The organism is Clostridium sp. MT-14, assembly GCF_042436595.1.
Classification (GTDB): domain Bacteria; phylum Bacillota; class Clostridia; order Clostridiales; family Clostridiaceae; genus Clostridium_B; species Clostridium_B aromativorans.
In genome coordinates this window covers 25,136-40,185 of sequence record NZ_JBHMIY010000033.1, presented here as the reverse complement: position 1 = coordinate 40,185, position 15,050 = coordinate 25,136, and the positions used below count along the sequence as shown (strand labels likewise).

Here is a 15,050-nt window from a genome sequence, read left to right as displayed (position 1 = left end):
GTAAAAGTGGCAGATGCAATGTATGCACAGGGAATATACTAATTATTAATACTGAATTCAAAATGGGCGAATTTAAAATGGATTCGCCTGTTTTTTATTTTATATGCATTTAAAAATAAAGAATATAAATTTATATAATATTTATATTGAATAAATTTGCGTAGTATATTACTATAGTAAGGTAATATACTTATTCTTATATAAAATAAGGTGTGTGATTAATGGCAAAAATAATAGTGGTTGGTGGCGGACCATCGGGAATGATGGCGGCAATAACTGCTGCAAAAAATAATAAAGACGTTATTATAATAGAAAGAAATGAAAAATTAGGCAAGAAGATGCTTATATCGGGAAAGGGAAGGTGTAATATAACCAATGGAAAAAACATAGATGAATTTTTTAATTATATTCCTGGAAATCCCTATTTCCTGTACAGTTCTCTTTATTCATTTACAAATGAAGACACCATGAAATTTTTTGATAACTTGGGAGTTAAATTAAAAATTGAGAGAGGGGATAGAATTTTCCCAATATCAAATAGATCTTCCGATTTAATTGATGCTATGAAAGATCAACTTATAAAGGAAGGAGTTAAAATAAAACTAAATTCCAGGGTAAAAAAATTTGTCTGCCATGATAAATTGATAAAGTCAGTTCAGCTTGAGGATAATTCTAAAATAGATGGAGATTATTTTATACTTTGTACAGGAGGATTATCTTACCCTAATACAGGTTCCACAGGAGACGGATATAAAATAGCTGAGAATTTAGGTCATACTATAGTAGAGTTGAAGCCTGCTCTTGTGCCTATAGAGATAAAGGAGAGTTGGATAAATCAACTACAGGGACTTTCATTAAAAAATGTAACTTTAAGTATAGTGGATTCTAGAAACAATATTTTGTATAGAGAATTTGGTGAAATGCTGTTTACTCATTTTGGCATATCTGGTCCTATTGTTTTAAGTGCAAGTAGAGTAGTGGAAGATAATGCCAATTTGAAGGCGGTTATAAATTTAAAACCTGCTCTGCAATTTGAACAATTGGATAAAAGATTACAAAGAGATTTTTTGAAGTATTCAAATAAAGATTTCAAGAATTCATTAGAGGATTTACTGCCCAAGAAGTTAATAGGAGTAGTTATAGATTTATCCAGCATAAATCCAAATAAGAAATGTAATTCCATAACAAGGGAAGAAAGATTAAAATTAGTAGATTTATTACAAAATTTTATCATGAATATAAAGGGTCTCCGTCCTATATCTGAAGCAATAGTGACATCTGGTGGAGTAAATACAAAGGAAATAGATCCATCCACAATGAGATCAAAAATAATATCGAATTTGTATTTTGCTGGAGAATTAATTGATGTAGATGGTTATACAGGAGGCTTTAATATGCAGATTGCATTATCTACTGGGTTTTTGGCTGGAACTCAGATAAAGTGATTTTAGGATTCACATAAAAATTGTAATTATCTCATAAAGTAATTTTGTACATGAAGCATGCGTGAATGTATTAAATTAATCCTATAAAATAAAGGATTTTATATTTTTTTATAGAATATATAATAGAATATGTTATGTATAAAATTTTATTTATAGATATAGCTTCACTAGAAAGGCGGAATACTATTTTGAATATATCTGTTGCGATTGACGGTCCTGCAGCTGCGGGTAAAAGTACTATAGCAAATATTATAGCTCATAGATTTAGCCTTGTGTATATAAATACGGGATTTATGTATAGGGCTGTTACCCTTATGTGTATGAAGGAAGATGTATCTTATACAGATGTGCAGGGCGTTTGTGAAATTGCAAAATCACTTGAGATATGTTTTGATGGAGATAGAATTTTAGTGAACGGTAAAGACTTTACAGATCTTATAAGGCAACCTAATATAAGCAGCAATGTGTCTAATTATGCTGCCATTTCTGAGTTGCGAAAATTATTGGTAGACATGCAGCAGAAAATAGCGTCAAAGTGTAATGTAGTCATGGATGGACGAGATATAGGTACTGTGGTTTTAAAAAATGCTCCTTTGAAATTTTTTCTTACCGCCAGTGCCAGTGAAAGGGCTAAGAGAAGGTGTGTAGAGCTTAATAAAAAAGGCATACCTGCAGAATATGATAAAGTACTGGATGAAATAATTAAAAGAGATTATATAGATTCACATAGGGCAGTTTCTCCACTTGTGAAATCAGAAGATGCGGTGGAAATAGATTCTTCTAATCTTTCTATTTTGGAGGTTGTAGAAATTATTTCAAAATACATAATAAAATATATTGAAGGGCATAATCAATAAGATTTAAGGTGAAATTATGAAAATTATACTAGCAGATAAGTCTGGATTTTGCTTTGGAGTAAAGAGAGCTGTGGAAAAAGCTGTAAGTACTCAAAAAAAATTTAAAAAAAATATATATACTTTAGGGCCTTTAATTCATAATAATAATGTAGTAAAAAAATTAGAGGGAAAGGGAATATTTCCTATAGAAAAGGACGATATGAACAATCTTAAAGAGGGAGATGTAGTCATAATACGTTCTCACGGAGTACCTAAATATATATTTACTTTTTTGAAGGATAAAAAAATAAATGTAATAGATGCTACCTGCCCATATGTTTCAAATATACAAAAAAAAGTACAAGAATATTATAAATTGGGGTATTCTATATTAATAGTAGGTGATAAAACTCACCCTGAAGTGATTGGTATAAATGGTTGGTGTGAAAATACTGCAATTGTATCTAAGGATGGATTAGACTTAAATAAACTTTCATCAAGACTTTGCATAGTATCACAGACTACAGAAAGACAATCCAACTGGCAAAAAGTTTTGAGTGTAGTAATCAAACAGTGCAAAGAGTTTATTGCTTTTAACACAATATGTAGCGCCACGGAATTCCGACAAAAATCTGCAGAGGATATTTCAAAAAAAGTTGATATGATGGTAGTACTAGGGGGAAAAAATAGTTCTAATACCACTAAATTATATGAAATATGTAAAAATAATTGTAAAAATACTATTCATGTTGAAAATTCAGGAGAAATACCTGATAATATAATTAGATCTAATAAAATAAAAACTATAGGTGTTACAGCAGGAGCTTCGACACCAGATTGGATAATAAAGGAGGCAATTTTAAAAATGAGTGATGACAAAAATTTGGCATTAAATGAGCAATTATCTTATATGGATAAAAATGATACTCAAATAATATTAGGGGAAAAAATCAAAGGGACTGTAATATCTGTAAATCCAAATGAGGTCTTTTTAAATATAGGATATAAATCGGATGGCATACTTCCTAAATCTGAAATAACCAGAAATGAAGAGGATGATTTGGAACAGCTAATACATCTGGGTGATGAGCTGGAAGTAAAGGTAATACGAAGACAAAATGAAGATGGATATGTAGTGCTTTCTAAATTAGAACTAGAAAGAGAAAATGCATATAGAGAATTAAGAGAAAATAATGGGAAGGATACTATTTTAAAGGTTACGGTAAAAGAAGCCGTAAATGGTGGACTTGTGGCAAATTATAAGGGCGCTAGGGTTTTTATACCGGCTTCCCATGTAGAATTATATCATGTGAATGATCTTTCCCAATATGTGGATAAAGAATTGGATGTAAATATAATTGAATTTAAAGAGGAGAAAAGAGGAACCAGAATAGTAGCTTCGAGAAGAGAACTCTTAAGGGCAGAAAGAGAAAAGATAGAGGAAAAAACCTGGAATATACTTCAAAAGGATACAGTAGTGGAGGGAGAAGTTAGAAGATTAACTGATTTTGGTGCTTTTGTAGATGTACAGGGAGTTGATGGTTTGCTTCATGTATCTGAACTATCCTGGGGAAGAGTAGGTAAGCCAAGCGATGTTTTAAAAATAGGAGATAAGATCAAAGTTTATATATTGGATGTGGATAAGGAAAAAAGAAAATTATCATTATCTATGAAAAAACTTATGGAAAATCCTTGGAATAATGTTGATGTAAAATATCCAGTAGGCAGTGTAGTACTTGGAAAAGTAGTCAGGTTTGCAAGTTTTGGTGCTTTTGTGGAATTGGAACCCGGAGTAGATGCACTTGTCCATATATCTCAAATAAGCCATAAGAGAATAGATAAACCTGAAGATGTGTTAAAGGTTGGTGAAGAGGTAAAAGCAAAAATCTTGGAAGTAAACAAGGAGAATGAAAAAATAGCTTTAAGTATAAAAGAAGTGGATGATATCTAATATAAAATTTTGTAATATAAATGTACTGCTATTCTAAATTTTATACTAAAATTAACTTACTACCTTAGAAATTTAAATATAATTTTATAAAATATTTCTTTTTCTTCAATATATATAGGAAATTAGAGAAATATATAAGTATTCAAAGGTTTCAAAAGTAAATTTTTAATATTGCTATATATATTGACTTTTTCATTATTTTTGATAAAATTTAATTGTTATATTTTATCTAAGGGGGTAAATATGAAAAATGAATGAATTAGGACGGCACATTTTGGCAGAAATCTACGGATGTGATGCTGAAATATTGGATAGCAAAGAATTTATAGAGAAAATAATGGTGGATTCTGCATTAAAGGCAGGTGCTGAAATAAGAGAAGTTGCTTTTCACAAATTCAGTCCACAGGGTGTAAGTGGTGTAGTTATAATATCAGAATCCCATTTAACCATTCATACATGGCCAGAACTTGGTTATGCTGCTGTGGACGTATTTACTTGTGGAGATAGAATAAATCCTTGGGATGCATGCAATTATATGACGGAGAAGTTTAATGCAAAAAATATGACAGCAACTGAGATAAAAAGAGGTATATTCGAACATGTGGTAGAAGTAAAAGCCTCAAATATATAAGAGATCATCGTGTAAGGTGATCTTTTATTTTATAAGGTGAAAATTAAATGTATAAATGTATAAAGCTAATAAAGAAAAATTTAAAATATTTTAGAGAACTAAATAGTAAGCGAACCCTATTTAATTCTTTAAATAAGGATTTTTTTCAGGTCTATGACAATTGTAATTTTATTCAAAAGATGATTCTGAGAAATAAAGTAAAACTTATCAAAAACAATGTCAAATATATAGGCTACATTTGGACAGATATCTATAATAAGAATGTTTGCTATATAAATGCTATGAATGTATTATATGGATACAATAATATGAGTAGTTTGCCCTATAAATATTTAATAAATACCATTAAGGAAAATTGCATCATAAGATATTTATGTGAAAACAATGATTATAATTTTAAGCTGTTAAAAAGTGTGGGATTTGAAAAAAAGGAAGGTACATTGATTTTGTATAAGGAGCTTCCTGAAAATATGCATTTTATTTTAAATAGAGAACTCGAATTTGAAATGCTGCAGAAAGGTAAAGATGAAGGAAAAAGATGTGAAATACAAAATAAAATATTTCAAGAGGACAATAGAGTTCCCCTTACTTTGGAAGATATTTTTTTTGATGAAGTTCAGGATTATTATTTTGAAAAAGGTGCAGTTTTTTTAAAAAAGAACAATGAATATATAGGATATGGACAGTTTATTATAGAAAATGGTATTCCTGTTATAGTAAATTTTGGTATAATAAAAGAATTCAGAGGGAAGGGATATAGTAAATTTCTCTTAATGTATATTTTGAAATTAATACATTCCAATGGATTCAATAAAATAATAATAAAAGTAAAGAACTCCAATTATATAGCTTTAAATTTGTATAAAAGTGTTGGATTTGAAGTGAAAAAGGAACAATATTATTTGGAGTTAAGGCATGGAGATAATGATTTTTGAATGGAAAAAGGTTAAAACGAGCCACCTGTAAAACAGGTGGCTATAATTAATTATTCTCTTGCATTTTTATATTCTTCTATTGCTATTTTCAATAGATTTACAGCGTCTTTTAAATCATCACAGTTCAAGCAATAGGATATTCTTATTTCATCTTCCCCTAATCCTGGTGTAGCATAAAAACCATTAGCAGGAGCAACCATTACTGTCTTTCCATCCTTTTCAAAATCGGTCAATAAGAATTTTGCAAAGTTTTCCGCATTTTTAACAGGTAATTTTGCAACTACATAAAAAGCACCGCTTGGCTTTTTACATATCACTCCAGGTATTTTGCCAAGGCCTTCCATTAATATGTCTCTTCTTTTTTGATATTCTGCTCTTGTTTCAACAAAATAGCTTTCGGGAGTATCTTTTAATGCAGTAGCTCCAATTTGTTCTACCGTAGGAACGCAAAGTCTAGACTGGCATAATTTCATTACATTGTGAATAAATTCCTTATTTTTTGAGGCAACTAGTCCAATTCTTGCACCACATGCACTATAACGTTTAGATATACTATCCACTACAATTACTCTATCGGCGATGTCCTTTAGACTTAGAATAGAAGTGTAATTTAATCCATCATATACAAATTCCCTATAAACTTCATCTGCTATAAGGTATAAGTCATGTTCCTTAGCTATATCTCCAAGCATTCTGAGCTCTTCTGCAGAATATACTGTACCTGTTGGGTTTCCAGGATTTGAAATCATAAGTGCCCTTGTTTTATCAGTTATTTTACTTTCTATTACGTCTTTACTTGGCAGATGGAATCCCTCTTCTGCTTTTGTCAAATATGGAACCATTTTAGCTGAAGCTGTTTCTGCAAATCCATTGTAGTTTGTATAAAATGGTTCAGGTGAAATTATTTCATCTCCAGGATCGCATATAGTCATGAAAGTTAACATTATAGCTTCACTACCGCCGTTGGTTACTACTAATTCATCTTTAGTAAATTCCGTACCCCATTTTTTATAATACTCTATAAAACTTTCCTGTAATTCATCCATTCCCTGTGATTCTGTATATGCTAGAACACTGGTTTTAAATTTTTCAATTGCCTTAAAAAATAAATCTGGAGTCTTTACATCAGGTTGTCCAATATTTAAATGATACACCTTTATACCTCTTTTTTTTGCAGCAGTTGCATAAGGTGCCAATTTACGTATAGGTGAAAATTGCATGTTTAAAATTCTATTTGATAATTTCATAAGAAATATCCCTCCACTTTTGATTTAAATTAGCTAGGCTATAAAAATGTCGCAATGAAATCTCTTCATTTAATTATATTTTTTATAGGAATATGAATTGATTTTAATTCAAACATACTTTGATTTTGAAAATTATTGAAATAACCCCTATCTCCAATACAATTAGCTCTTAATTTACATTTTTTTTCTTCCAGTTCTTCAGAATTTTTTATATCATACATGATATCCTCTCCTTTTAGAGAAAGTTTAACCCAAAAGGAGAGATTTTATTCTATAAATTAGTAATATTTATAAAGTACTTTTCCAAGTCTTTTAATTCCCTCTACAATTTTGTCTTCTGACATGCATGAATAATTTAATCTGAAATAATTATCACGTGCACTATTCGGGAAGAAAGAACCTCCTGGAACATAGGCTACTTTTTCTTTTAAGGCTTCTTCCAATATTTTTTTTGAACTTAAACCTTCCCTTAATTCAACCCACGCGAACAATCCTCCATAGGGGTTGGTATGCTTAACTTCCTTTGGAAAATACTCATCTATACTTTGAAGCATAAGAGTTCGACGTTTACCATAAACTTTTTTTATCTCATTTATATGCTCATTTAGATTATAAGTTTTCATAAATAGTGCAGTGGCCCTTTGATCTAAACTGCTAGATTGTAGATCTGCTCCTTGTTTTATTATGACATATTTTTGAAGTATCTCAGGAGCAGCACATATCCAACCAATTCTAAAACCAGGACAAAATGTTTTTGAATATGTGCCAAGGTATATTACCCATCCATCTTTATCAAAACTCTTTATAGAAGGATGAGTTGTACCTTCAAAAATAAGTTCGCCATAAGGATTGTCCTCAATCACAGGAACTTTGTATTCTTTAGCCAGCTCAGCTAACCTTTTTCTTCTGTCATCAGACATGGTTATTCCCGTAGGATTTTGAAAATCTGGAATGGTATAGATCATTTTCACTCTTTTATTTGTTTTGAGTTCTTCCTCAAGTTTTTCAATTATCATACCATTTTCATCCATTTCTATTTCGGTAAATTTAGGTCTGTAGGCATTAAATGCATTGATTGCTCCCATATAACTTGGGCTTTCGCATACTATGGTATCTCCTTCATTTACAAACATCCTTGCGGAAAATTCAATTCCCTGTTGAGAACCGCTGGTTATGATTATATCCTCACCGGTTACATTTACTCCTGAAGCAACCATTCTCTGTTTTGCTATTATCTCTCTTAAAGGTTTAAATCCTTCTGTAGTACTATATTGCATAGTACCAATGCCGTCTTGATCTAAAACATCCTGCATTACTTTTTTCATTTCTCTTACAGGAAACAATTCTGGTGCAGGCAATCCTCCAGCAAAAGAAATTATTTCAGGCATCTCAGTTAATTTTAAAAGTTCCCTTATTTCTGAAGCTTTTAGTCCTTCTGCTCGTTGTGAAAAACTTATCTCCATGAAAAATCCCCCCTAGATAAATATTTGAAATGCAATAATTCCCATATCACCTTCTTCAAATAAATGTATAAATAATGTTACTTTTTTATAAAATGCAATAATACATATTAAAAGTCAAAAAAATCAGAAAAATCATATTGCTGTTATTTGATTTATAAATGTATTATCTTATACTATAATAATATAATTTTTAAGAGAGATTTTCAATAAAAATTTTAATATATTCTATCAATATATATAATAAATATTGATATATTGAACTTAATTGTTAATTTTATTTTACGAATATAAAATATTGGATTAAGAAAACTAATTTAGTATGAATATATATAAAAAACTGAGGTGGAAACTATGAATGATAATAATGATATTGAAATTAAAATTATCGATGAATTAATATACAACATCAATAATAAAAAATATAAGAACAATGATAAATTACCATCAGAAAATGATTTAGCTGATATTTATAAAGTCCCAAGAATAGTGGCTAGAAAAGCTTATGAAAGGTTACAGGAGATGGGTTATATCTATTCCAAACGTGGCAAATTAAAGATACTGCAGTTGCAGAATGTTTACACAAATAGATATTAAGGATATAATTATAAAGTAAAAACAATATGAATTGGAGAACAAGAAATGATAACACAAAAATTCACTGCAGATATGCGATGCTGCAATAAAGATAAAATAGAAAAAACCTTTTTTATTGAGACATGGGGCTGTCAGATGAATGAAGAGGATTCGGAAAAATTGTCCGGAATGCTGAAAAAAATGGGATATATAAGAACGGAAAGTAAAATTAATGCGGATTTGATTATACTCAACACCTGTTGCGTAAGAGAAAATGCGGAACTTAAGGTATACGGACATTTGGGAGCATTGAAAAAGATGAAAAGGGAAAACCCAAATCTTATAATAGCTCTATGTGGATGTATGATGCAGCAAAAGCATATGGCAGAAAACATAATTAAAAAATTTCCCTTTGTGGATATAATTTTCGGAACTCATAATGCTTATAAGTTTCCCCAATATTTGAATACAGTACGCCAGGAAAACAGTTCTGTAGTGGAGATTCAGGATAGAGAGACCGGTATTGTAGAAGATATTCCAATAGACAGGGAAAGTACTGTAAAGGCTTTTGTAACTATAATGTATGGCTGCAATAATTTCTGTACTTACTGTATAGTTCCCTATGTAAGGGGAAGGGAGAGAAGCCGTAACCCTGTAAATATTGAAGATGAAATAAAAGATCTGGTTTCAAAAGGTTACAAGGAAATTACACTTTTAGGTCAGAATGTAAATTCCTATGGTAAAGATTTGGTTCCAAAGGTAAAGTTCAGCCAGCTGCTGAGGAGAATCAACGGTATAGAGGGACTTGATAGAATTAGATTTATGACATCACATCCAAAAGATTTAACTGAGGATGTAATAGATGCAGTTTTAGAATGTGATAAGGTATGTGAACAAATACACCTTCCAGTACAATCTGGTTCTAATAATATATTAAAAAGAATGAACAGAAATTATTCAAGAGAACAGTACTTGGAGCTAATATATAAAATAAGGAAAAAAATTCCTGAAGCAGCCATTACTACAGATATAATGGTCGGATTTCCGGGAGAAAGTGAGGAGGACTTTGAAGAGACTTTAAATCTGGCAAAAGAAGTAGAATATGATTCCGCTTTTACTTTTATATATTCCAGGAGAAAGGGAACTCCGGCTGATAAATTGGAAGAACAGGTTCCTGAAAATATAAAACATGAAAGATTTAACAGGCTTGTAGAAGTTGTAAATGAATCTTCAGCCAAGAAAAACAAGGTATACGAGGGGAAAATAGAAGAGATACTGGTTGAAGGTCTTAGCAAAAACAATAGTGCGAAACTTATGGGAAGAACAAGAACCGGCAAGCTTGTTAATTTTCAGGGAGATGTAGATTCCATAGGAAGATTGGTAAAGGTTAGAATAAGTAAAGCACATTCTTTTTCACTTTCAGGTAAACAGATATAACAGAAGGAGGAACCAAAGTGACATTGACTCCAATGATGAAACAGTATATGGAGATGAAGGAAAAATACAAGGACTATATACTGTTTTTTAGGTTAGGTGATTTTTATGAAATGTTTTTTGAAGATGCAAAGACAGCAGCTAGAGAATTGGAATTAGTTCTTACTGGAAGGGATTGCGGTTTAAAAGAAAGGGCACCTATGTGCGGTATTCCATATCATGCAGCCAATTCATATGTGGGCCGTTTGATAAACAAGGGCTATAAAATAGCTATATGTGAACAGCTAGAAGATCCTGCTCTTGCAAAAGGTTTGGTGAAGAGGGGTATTATTAAACTTATAACCCCCGGTACTTATACCGATTCTACTTTTTTAGAAGAAAATAAAAACAACTATATAATGTGCCTGTACATAGATAAAAATGAGAATTCAGCACTATGCTTTGCAGATATATCTACAGGAGAATTTGATTGTACAGATACTCCTTTTGATTTATCTATAATTATGGATGAAATATCCAAATATAGTCCAAAAGAGATTTTAGTTCAAGAGGATATTGAAAGCTCATTATTGAGCAAAATAAAGGAATTTTTTAATGGATCCATTACTAAATTAAATATGGATTATTTTTCTCAAAATGTGGAAAAAATATTAAAGGGACAATTTGCAGATTTTAATCCACGAGAATATAAAATTGAAACCATGAAATGCTGCAGTTCTCTTCTTAAGTATATACATGAAACCCAAAAAACTAATTTTTCCCATATAAATAAACTTCAATATTACAATGTAATTGACTATTTGCTTATAGACGGTAATTCTAGAAGAAATCTGGAAATAACAGAGAGTTTGAGGGAAAACAAAAAGAAGGGATCTCTTCTCTGGGTCATAGATAAGACCAATACTGCCATGGGGGGAAGAAAACTTAGAAAATGGTTGGAACAACCGCTTATGGACAGGAATAAAATAATTGAGAGGTTGAATTCCGTAGAGGAACTTTCTGATGACATATCCTATCACGAGGATTTAAGGGAAGCCTTAAAGAATATATACGATGTTGAGAGACTGGTGGGAAAAATATCTTCTAAAAGTGTAAATGCCAGGGAATTGAATTCTCTAAAAAATTCTATAGAGAAGATACCTAATGTGAAATCCATACTGTCGCATTTTAAAACTAAATTATTAGAAAACATGTATGAAAATCTGGATGAATTAAAAGATATATGGTCGTTGATAGATAGTTCCATATTGGAGAACCCCTCAATTTCTTTAAAAGAAGGCAATTTAATAAAGGAGGGCTATAACAGCAAAATAGATGAATTAAGAGAGGTAAAAACTCATGGCAAGGACTGGATAGCTTCTCTTGAACAGAGGGAGAGGGAGATTACCAAAATAAAGTCATTGAAAATAGGCTATAACAAAGTGTTTGGATACTATATAGAAGTGACCAAGAGCAACTTGAGCATGGTACCAGAGGGCAGATACATAAGAAAACAAACTCTTTCGAATGCGGAGAGATATATAACTCCAGAATTAAAGGAAATGGAAGACAAAATTTTAGGAGCAGAAGACGAATTGATATCTTTAGAGTATAATACCTTTATAGATATTAGAAATGCAATAGAAAAGGAAATTAATAGAATGCAGACCTCCGCCGAAATAATTGCCCAAATTGACTGCTTGAGCTCCCTGGCAAAAGTGGCCGTGGAAAATAATTACTGTAAACCTGATATTACTCTTTCAGATAAAATATCAATAGAAGAGGGCAGACACCCTATAGTAGAGAAGATGATACCCTCGGGAGAATTCATATCAAATAATACCAATATGGACGCTTCTGAAAATCAACTTCTTTTAATAACAGGACCCAATATGGCAGGCAAATCCACTTATATGCGGCAGGTAGCCCTAATTGTAATTATGGCTCAAATAGGATGCTTTGTTCCAGCTAAAAGGGCATCTATATCTATCTGCGATAAGATATTTACCAGAATAGGTGCATCTGATGATCTATCTTCGGGTAAAAGTACCTTTATGGTAGAAATGTGGGAAGTTTCAAATATATTGAAAAATGCTACTAACAGAAGTTTAATCTTATTAGATGAAGTCGGTAGGGGAACCAGCACTTATGATGGCCTCAGCATAGCCTGGTCCGTAATAGAATATATATGTAAGAACAATAAGTTAAAGAGTAAGACACTATTTGCAACTCATTATCATGAGTTGACTAAATTGGAAGGTACGATAAGTGGGGTTAGAAATTACTGTGTATCTGTTAAAAAAGTAGATAACAATATAGTATTTTTAAGAAAGATTATAAAAGGCGGGGCAGATAAGTCCTATGGTATTGAAGTTGCAAAGCTTGCTGGACTTCCTGAGAAGGTCTTGAAAAGAGCCCAGGAAATATTAGATAGCCTGGAAAATGAAAAATCCTGTGACTCTGTACGAAGTAAAAATACATTTATTAAAAAATCGGATGAAGCAGAAAATAATAATACTTTAAAAAATAAAAAAAATATTAAGTTAAATAGACAATTGGGGTTTTCAGATATGGAAAAAGAAGCCTTGATTAAGGAAATTAAAAATATAGATATATTAAATATGACACCTATGGATGGTTTTAATAAACTTTATGATATAATAAAAAGAGTGAAGTCTATATAATTTTAAATAAACAAAGGATTGATATACCATGAAAAGGATAAATCTTCTGGATATAAATACTTCAAATAAAATTGCCGCAGGAGAAGTTGTGGAAGGTCCTTCCTCTGTAGTAAAGGAATTACTTGAAAATAGTATAGACTCGGGTGCTAAAAATATAACTGTAGAAATTGAGGAAGGCGGAGAAAAATCCATAAAAGTACTGGACGATGGCTGCGGAATACATCCAATGGACATAGAAAAGGCCTTTATGCCCCATGCTACAAGTAAAATAAGCAGTGTAGAAGATCTGGAAAAGGTAAACACCATGGGATTTAGAGGTGAGGCTCTGGCGAGTATAGCTGCGGTATCCAATGTAATTCTTAAGAGCAGAACCGCTCAGTTTGATTCAGGTATGGAAATAAAAATAAATGGCGGGAAACTAGAAGGTGTTCAACACAGTGGATGCAATCCTGGAACTTCAGTTTTAGTGAAAAATTTATTTTTCAATGTACCTGCAAGGCAAAAGTTTTTAAAATCTCCCAGTAGAGAAGCTGCGGGAATTTCAGACATAATAAGCAGGCTTTCCTTGGCTAATGCGGATATTTCTTTTAAATTTTTTAAAAACGGCAAAAAATCTATCACCACCTATGGCTCAGGAAACGTAATGGATGTTGTACGGTGTATATATGGCAAAAATATTTACGAAAATGTAATTCCTATAGAAAAACACGGTGACATAATTTCAATTTACGGATATATAGGAAATTCTGAAATAAGCCGTGGCAGTAGAAATAATCAGAGTCTATTTGTAAATAAAAGATATGTTAAGAATAAATCCATAGCTACAGCTGTGGAAAAGGCATTTAAATCTTTTATTACTATAAATAAATTTCCTTTTTTTATATTGTTTATAGATATATTTCCTGAGTTTATAGATGTAAATGTTCATCCTGCTAAATGGGAAGTAAAATTCAGTGACTCTGGAATGGTATTTAAATTTGTATTTGATGCCGTTCATGAAGCCCTTAGGGACAGTTTGAAGGATTCTTTTACTATTGAGCCTGATATTGAATCCACCCATGTGAGGGAAATCCAGATTCCGGTTGATTTAGAGTCTTTAAATAGTAAAAATTATTTAAATTCAGACAGTGAAAAGAAAGAGTATAATAATTTTATCAATGAAAATGCTGGTAGATTTCGAGAACATGAATCGAATCTATATAAATCCCATTATCCTAATTTACAGATAGATTCAGCAGATGAGGTGAATGGGAAAACTAAGCATAGGGAGAATGCAATTGCTAAATTTCCACCTCTTGAAATAATCGGTCAGTTTCACAATACTTATATAATAGCAGAGGACGGGAATAATTTATACATGATAGATCAACATGCTGCCCATGAAAAAATTCTCTTTGAAAAATATAAGAAAAGTATTCAAAAAGGTGATATACTGTCTCAAGTATTAGCCACACCGGTAGTTATGGAACTTACACCTATTGATTATAATTATTATATGGAAAATGAAAATGTATTTAAGAAAACTGGGTTCAAGGTAGAATTATTTGGAGATACGGCTGTGAGCATAAGGGAAGTACCTATGATACTCGGAAAACCGGATATTAAAAATTTATTTATGGATATGATTGACAATTTAAAAAATATGGGATCCGGAGAACCCTGGGAAGTAAAATATCTTTCCATAGCAACACTTGCCTGCAAAGCTGCTATTAAGGCAAAAGATCATCTGTCGCATATGGAAATGAAAAGTTTACTTGAAGAATTGAGGTTTATAGAAGATCCTTATACTTGTCCTCACGGAAGGCCCGTTATAATAAAATTTACATTAAATGATTTGGAGAAAAAATTCAAGCGAATACAGTGAGGGGAAAG

General features: G+C 31.4%; 12 protein-coding genes. 9 read left to right on the top strand and 3 right to left on the bottom strand.

What is annotated here, in order from left to right; translation table 11 throughout:
* The first annotated feature begins 221 nt into the window (after positions 1–221).
* The 5 genes from ACFHWD_RS17370 to ACFHWD_RS17350 all read left to right on the top strand — a co-directional run bounded on the left by ACFHWD_RS17370 (position 222) and on the right by ACFHWD_RS17350 (position 5,798).
* Positions 222–1,445: an NAD(P)/FAD-dependent oxidoreductase gene (locus ACFHWD_RS17370; RefSeq protein WP_150359071.1), complete on the top strand. Its 1,224-nt coding sequence runs from the start codon at positions 222–224 to the stop codon at positions 1,443–1,445.
* Between the two features lie 188 nt (positions 1,446–1,633).
* Positions 1,634–2,302 carry a (d)CMP kinase gene (cmk, locus tag ACFHWD_RS17365; protein WP_150359029.1) on the top strand — a complete coding sequence of 223 codons (669 nt, stop codon included), beginning with the start codon at positions 1,634–1,636 and terminating at the stop codon, positions 2,300–2,302.
* Between the two features lie 16 nt (positions 2,303–2,318).
* Positions 2,319–4,232, top strand: a complete 1,914-nt coding sequence (locus ACFHWD_RS17360) for a bifunctional 4-hydroxy-3-methylbut-2-enyl diphosphate reductase/30S ribosomal protein S1 (protein WP_150359028.1) — start codon at positions 2,319–2,321, stop codon at positions 4,230–4,232.
* Positions 4,233–4,482: 250 nt separating this feature from the next.
* Positions 4,483–4,863 carry an adenosylmethionine decarboxylase gene (speD, locus tag ACFHWD_RS17355; protein WP_150358939.1) on the top strand — a complete coding sequence of 127 codons (381 nt, stop codon included), beginning with the start codon at positions 4,483–4,485 and terminating at the stop codon, positions 4,861–4,863.
* Positions 4,864–4,910: 47 nt separating this feature from the next.
* Entirely contained in the window at positions 4,911–5,798 is an 888-nt protein-coding gene (locus ACFHWD_RS17350; protein ID WP_150358940.1) for a GNAT family N-acetyltransferase, read from the top strand.
* 50 nt (positions 5,799–5,848) lie between these two features.
* On the opposite strand, the gene ACFHWD_RS17345 is transcribed toward ACFHWD_RS17350, so the two are convergent.
* The 3 genes from ACFHWD_RS17345 to ACFHWD_RS17335 form a co-directional block, all read right to left on the bottom strand.
* Positions 5,849–7,045, bottom strand: coding sequence for a pyridoxal phosphate-dependent aminotransferase (locus tag ACFHWD_RS17345; RefSeq protein WP_150358941.1), 1,197 nt, complete (start codon positions 7,043–7,045; stop codon positions 5,849–5,851).
* Between the two features lie 65 nt (positions 7,046–7,110).
* Positions 7,111–7,266 carry a hypothetical protein gene (locus tag ACFHWD_RS17340; RefSeq protein WP_179977354.1) on the bottom strand — a complete coding sequence of 52 codons (156 nt, stop codon included), beginning with the start codon at positions 7,264–7,266 and terminating at the stop codon, positions 7,111–7,113.
* Positions 7,267–7,323: 57 nt separating this feature from the next.
* Positions 7,324–8,508, bottom strand: coding sequence for a PLP-dependent aminotransferase family protein (locus ACFHWD_RS17335; RefSeq protein ID WP_179977355.1), 1,185 nt, complete (start codon positions 8,506–8,508; stop codon positions 7,324–7,326).
* A gap of 351 nt (positions 8,509–8,859) precedes the next feature.
* Here ACFHWD_RS17335 and ACFHWD_RS17330 point away from each other — a divergent pair, with 351 nt between their 5' ends.
* The 4 genes from ACFHWD_RS17330 to mutL all read left to right on the top strand — a co-directional run bounded on the left by ACFHWD_RS17330 (position 8,860) and on the right by mutL (position 15,042).
* Positions 8,860–9,102, top strand: a complete 243-nt coding sequence (locus ACFHWD_RS17330; protein WP_150358944.1) for a GntR family transcriptional regulator — start codon at positions 8,860–8,862, stop codon at positions 9,100–9,102.
* A gap of 72 nt (positions 9,103–9,174) precedes the next feature.
* On the top strand, positions 9,175–10,518 hold the full coding sequence (gene miaB / locus ACFHWD_RS17325) for a tRNA (N6-isopentenyl adenosine(37)-C2)-methylthiotransferase MiaB (RefSeq protein WP_150358945.1): 1,344 nt from the start codon (positions 9,175–9,177) through the stop codon (positions 10,516–10,518).
* 17 nt (positions 10,519–10,535) lie between these two features.
* On the top strand, positions 10,536–13,178 hold the full coding sequence (gene mutS / locus ACFHWD_RS17320) for a DNA mismatch repair protein MutS (protein ID WP_179977356.1): 2,643 nt from the start codon (positions 10,536–10,538) through the stop codon (positions 13,176–13,178).
* A 28-nt stretch (positions 13,179–13,206) separates the two neighbouring features.
* On the top strand, positions 13,207–15,042 hold the full coding sequence (mutL, locus tag ACFHWD_RS17315; RefSeq protein ID WP_150358743.1) for a DNA mismatch repair endonuclease MutL: 1,836 nt from the start codon (positions 13,207–13,209) through the stop codon (positions 15,040–15,042).
* Positions 15,043–15,050 lie beyond the last annotated feature (8 nt).